Origin of the sequence: Blautia intestinihominis, from assembly GCF_040096655.1 — a bacterium.
In the GTDB taxonomy this organism is placed as follows: domain Bacteria; phylum Bacillota; class Clostridia; order Lachnospirales; family Lachnospiraceae; genus Blautia_A; species Blautia_A intestinihominis.
The window spans coordinates 1-3,762 of the sequence record NZ_JBBMEI010000137.1; the positions used below are offsets into that span (position 1 = coordinate 1).

Here is a 3,762-nt window from a genome sequence, read left to right on the forward strand (position 1 = left end):
AAAGCTGAGAAAATGGCTAAGAAGTATGATTGTGCCTTTGTGGATAATGAAATGCCTTATGGCAGAGTCCCGCAGGGGCATCCGGTGATCGTAGATTATTTCTATCATGAGGAAATCCGTGGGACAGAGAATACCGGAAAAAGAAATCGCTAACTTCAAGTTTGTAGAATTCAAAAATTTAATATGAAATGTGAGATAGAGCGTATGGAAATTAACTATACGTTCTATTTTTTTGCCTTTTTTGAAAAAGTGATTAAAAAACTATTGACATTTTGTTACTGGCAAAACTGCAAAATCGATTTTGATTTCCTGTGGTGCCAGACTTTCACCATTTGATATTCAGGAGCTTCGAGAAATCATGTCGTATGACGAAATGGAACTGGATATGATCGGCGATCAGAGAACAGCCATGTTTGTCATCATCAGTGATACCGATGACACATTCAACTTTGCGTAAAAAGGCTGACATGCTTTTCATGCCGGATGCTTTGAATTTGGCAGTGAGAATGTACTGCTCATCATCGCTGAGATAAAATTGCACCGGATTGGTGCGGTTTCTGTTTGCCATTGAGTCACGTACTTCCTAAAAATGGGTACAAAAAAACTGCTGTAAAATGTTCAGTTTTTACAACAGTCTGTTTCGTGTTTAATTCAATTTTGGGTGTAACTACCCAAGGCAAATTGTAGCAAAGACGGTAGGAAAGTGTGGGGGATTTCGCCTGTGTCATGACACAGGCAGCGCTTGCTATTCTTGATTAGTTAAAGGTTTTTAACTTCCCTGATTTTAAAATAATACCGATCAATAATATCCTGCAATGTAATGGATTTCATTTTATCATCTACCATATTTTGAATTTCATGATAGAAGTCCCCAATAGCGAATTGAATGTTGATACCGATTCCACAATCCGGATTGGTATCTGTGTCCAGGTGAAGCAGCGGCTTATCGCCCTCTACGGCTCGGTAGATGTCATACATATTGATTTTATCTGCCGATTTTGCAAGAGCGGCATTCGCATGACCTTGTGTGTTGACAACAATGCCTGCATTTTTTAGGGTTGCCATAAGCTGTCTGACATAAGCCGGGTTTGTCTTGATACTTTCTGCAATTTTTGTGCTGGAGAGTTGTTCGTCATCTCCAAGAGCAATAAATATAAGAATATGAATGGTGTCACTAAGCTTTGTGGAATATTTCATTTGTCACCTCGAACTTTCTTCTTGCAATTTTAAAATTTACATGATAATATAATTTCAATGCTTGATGTAAATTTAATTTTAACAAGTAAAAAAATAAAAGTCAAGCGAAATAAAAAATGTGGAATCTGATATAAAAAAGGAGATAAAGTGGTGTATGCAAAAGGAGGAACAAGTCAGTTTTCTGGCAGAAAAAATCCGTCAGGCAGATGCCGTTTTAATAGGCGGTGGTTCTGGTCTTTCCAGTGCGGCGGGATATAACCATTATCATTGGCTACCCTATATGGAGGAATGTTTACAAGATTTCAAGGAGTGGTATGGACTGAAATCTCCCTTTGACGGTTTTTACTACTGTTATTCATCGCCGGAACAACAGTGGGCATATTATGCACGTTACATACAAAGTATGTGGGATGCACCTACAGGACAGCCATACTATGACCTGCGTGATATTGTGGCGGAAAAAGAAGTCTTTGTTTTAACAACCAATATAGATATGCAGTTTGAACGGATTTTTCAGAAAGAAAGGATTTGCGATTATCAAGGTAATAGCGGCTATGTTCAATGCAGTCAGCCTTGCCATGACCAAATTTATTCCAATGTAGAAATGATTCGCAGGATGAACGAAAATATCCGGGAGCTGCGTGTTACTTCCGAGCTTCTGCCAAGATGTAATGAGTGCGGGAGAATCATGGTTCCCTGGGTAAGGGATGATACATTTTTGGAGGGAAAAGACTGGAGGGAAGGTGTAAGGCGATATGAGAATTTCCTAAAAAAATATCTCATGAATGGAACAGATAAGAATGTTGTACTGCTGGAGCTGGGGGTTGGCGAGATGACACCCAGTATTATTAAACTTCCTTTTTGGGAAATGACATATAAAAATGAAAAGGTGTTTTATGCCTGTCTGAATCAGAAGAAATCCTCAGCTCCAGAGCATATAAAAGACAAAGGCATTTATATAGCAGGAGATTTGGCAGAAACCCTGCGGGATTTAAAAGAAAACATAGCGGGAAAGGAAATGTGATGAAGATGAATGTATATCAAGAGATAAGTCAAATCATCAAAGAAGCAGATGGTATTTTGATTGGAGCCAGTAATGGTTTGTCTATCGCAGAGGGATATAATATTTTTGCAGATGACGCATGGTTTCAGGAAAATATGGGAGATTTCAGAGAAAAATATGGACTGCGTTGTGTTTTACACGGATTTTCAGTGCCAATGAAGGTAGAAGAAAAGTGGTCGTTTGTAAGCAGACTTGTTAAGGCAAAAGCTATGCAGGATGAGCCGAGTGAGATTATGAAAAACATCTATGCACTAGTAAAGGATAAAGAATATTTCGTAGTAACTTCCAATGCGGAGGATCATTTTGTGCCGGCAGGTTTTGAGGCAGACCGTGTTTTGAAATGGAAGGGAAATTAACCCAGATGCGGTGCAAGAACAGATGTCATGACGAGGTTTATCCTAATCAAAAAGCAGTTCTCGCCATGACAGAAGAGGAAGTAAACGGAAGAGTACCCAAAGAGTTACTGCCGAAATGTCCAAAATGCGGTGGAGATATGGAAGTAAATTGGGGTGAGATGTCCTCGTTTACAGAAACGAAAAATTGGAAGGAAAAGGCTGCCTGCTATCAAGAATTTATTCAGAATTTACATGGAAAGAAGCTGGTAATTCTGGAATTTGGCATTGGTTGGAGAAATCAGATGATTAAAGCTCCTTTGATGCAGCTTGCAGCAGTAGAACCACAGGCAAGATATATCACATTTAACAAGGGCGAAATTTACATTCCAGAGGAAATTAAAGAAAAATCCATCGGTGTGGATGGTAATCTTACGGTAGCGTTAAAGAAAATCAGAAAGGAAATCTAAGGAAAATGACAAGAGAAGAAAAAGCAGTATATTACAAACATAATGGATTTAATTGCTGTCAGTCGGTTATCAAGGCAATGATCGATTCATCAGATTCTGATAAGGAAATACTGACGAATGCTGCATCCGGATTTGCGGTAGGTATGGGAGGTATGGAAGCAACTTGTGGTGCATTGATTGGAGCAACCATGATGGCGGGAATTGTAAAGCCGGGGAAGAAAAGTGCGATAACGGCGCGGGAGATATTAAACAAATTTCAGGAATATTCAGGTGCAACCATATGTAAAGATCTAAAGGGAAAGGATACAGGTGTTGTACTCTGTGAATGCGATGATTGCATTCGCAATGCAATACGGGCTTTTGACGAGGTGTTGCCAATGGAATCAGAAAGGGAAGGATAGACCAAGTAAAGTGGTTAAAGATATTACAGTTGTGAGATAGGAGAATGAAAAAAATGAGCTGTTATGAAAATTTGGTAATGAAAACACAAATGAACTATTCCGGACACTATAGTACCTATGCATCCGGCGGTACTGCTGTAGTGTTGAGCAAACAAAAACCACTTCCTTATGAGGAACAGATTCAGGAATTTGTTCGCAGAGTGCAGGAGGCAGAGTGTATCATAGTAGGCGGAGCATCCGGTTTGTCAGCGGCTGGAGGTGGTGACTTTTATTATAGTGATACCCCTTCTTTTCGTGAG

Annotated in this window: 5 protein-coding genes and 3 pseudogenes; 6 read left to right on the forward strand and 2 right to left on the reverse strand. The window is 39.5% G+C overall.

Going from position 1 to position 3,762, the window contains the following annotated elements; all coding sequences use genetic code 11:
- Nucleotides 1-153: pseudogene (locus tag WMO75_RS18965) on the forward strand (radical SAM mobile pair protein B); the annotation flags it as partial.
- 343 nt (nucleotides 154-496) lie between these two features.
- On the opposite strand, the pseudogene WMO75_RS20145 reads toward WMO75_RS18965, so the two are convergent.
- Both WMO75_RS20145 and WMO75_RS18975 read right to left on the reverse strand, forming a co-directional pair.
- Nucleotides 497-568 (reverse strand): annotated as a pseudogene (locus WMO75_RS20145) (plasmid mobilization relaxosome protein MobC); the annotation flags it as partial.
- A gap of 191 nt (nucleotides 569-759) precedes the next feature.
- The gene (locus WMO75_RS18975; RefSeq protein ID WP_118699402.1) at nucleotides 760-1,197 is read right to left on the reverse strand and encodes an Rrf2 family transcriptional regulator; all 438 of its coding nucleotides are present in this window, start codon (nucleotides 1,195-1,197) and stop codon (nucleotides 760-762) included.
- 154 nt (nucleotides 1,198-1,351) lie between these two features.
- On the opposite strand from WMO75_RS18975, the gene WMO75_RS18980 reads away from it, so the two are divergent.
- The 5 genes and pseudogenes from WMO75_RS18980 to WMO75_RS19000 form a co-directional block, all read left to right on the forward strand.
- On the forward strand, nucleotides 1,352-2,221 hold the full coding sequence (locus tag WMO75_RS18980) for an SIR2 family NAD-dependent protein deacylase (protein ID WP_118251300.1): 870 nt from the start codon (nucleotides 1,352-1,354) through the stop codon (nucleotides 2,219-2,221).
- A gap of 5 nt (nucleotides 2,222-2,226) precedes the next feature.
- Nucleotides 2,227-2,616, forward strand: coding sequence for a hypothetical protein (locus WMO75_RS18985; protein WP_243111650.1), 390 nt, complete (start codon nucleotides 2,227-2,229; stop codon nucleotides 2,614-2,616).
- Nucleotides 2,601-3,062, forward strand: coding sequence for a hypothetical protein (locus WMO75_RS18990; protein ID WP_349078759.1), 462 nt, complete (start codon nucleotides 2,601-2,603; stop codon nucleotides 3,060-3,062). Before WMO75_RS18985 ends, WMO75_RS18990 begins: the two co-directional genes overlap by 16 nt.
- Nucleotides 3,063-3,067: 5 nt before the next feature.
- Nucleotides 3,068-3,463, forward strand: a complete 396-nt coding sequence (locus tag WMO75_RS18995) for a C-GCAxxG-C-C family protein (protein ID WP_106491765.1) — start codon at nucleotides 3,068-3,070, stop codon at nucleotides 3,461-3,463.
- A gap of 53 nt (nucleotides 3,464-3,516) precedes the next feature.
- Nucleotides 3,517-3,762, forward strand: a pseudogene (locus WMO75_RS19000) (NAD-dependent protein deacetylase); the annotation flags it as partial.